Below are 445 nucleotides of genomic sequence, written 5' to 3' on the forward strand. Positions count from 1 at the left end.
CAAAGATGAATTCGTTGACAATCGGGGGAGTCCATGTAGCTTGCCTAACCGGCGAAAAATAGCAGGCTAAAATTAGCGACGAAGGAGCGCAAGCCTGCTGTTTTGCGTCCTTTGGTTTAGGCACTTGTTATATTTATTTTTGCTCTTGTTTTATTGTTACTTTTATTTCAAAGCCATTAAACCCTTGCTGATTAATGACATATTTTTGCACAAATATCATGATTGCAATAAAAGTTAAATTTTGAAACAAAGAAACAATTGAAGTGTCTAGACCAAAACCCTTGCCCAGTAAGAAACCTATCAGAAAACCTGGAACAATGAAAATTACTACACTTCTCCAAATTATTGCCCACCAAAGGACTAGTGATTGGCTATATGTAAGTTGATTAACCTTTGGGTCGTCCATGAGGAGATCTCCAAGTAAATATAACGCCCGATTAACGGG

Annotated in this window: 1 protein-coding gene; it reads right to left on the bottom strand. The window is 37.8% G+C overall.

Going from position 1 to position 445, the window contains the following annotated elements:
• Positions 1-133 precede the first annotated feature (133 nt).
• On the bottom strand, positions 134-445 hold a 312-nt coding region (locus CWB72_RS20115), incomplete at its 5' end, for a hypothetical protein (RefSeq protein WP_212747915.1).

Origin of the sequence: Pseudoalteromonas phenolica (genome assembly GCF_005886345.1) — a bacterium.
Classification (GTDB): Bacteria; Pseudomonadota; Gammaproteobacteria; order Enterobacterales; family Alteromonadaceae; genus Pseudoalteromonas; species Pseudoalteromonas phenolica_A.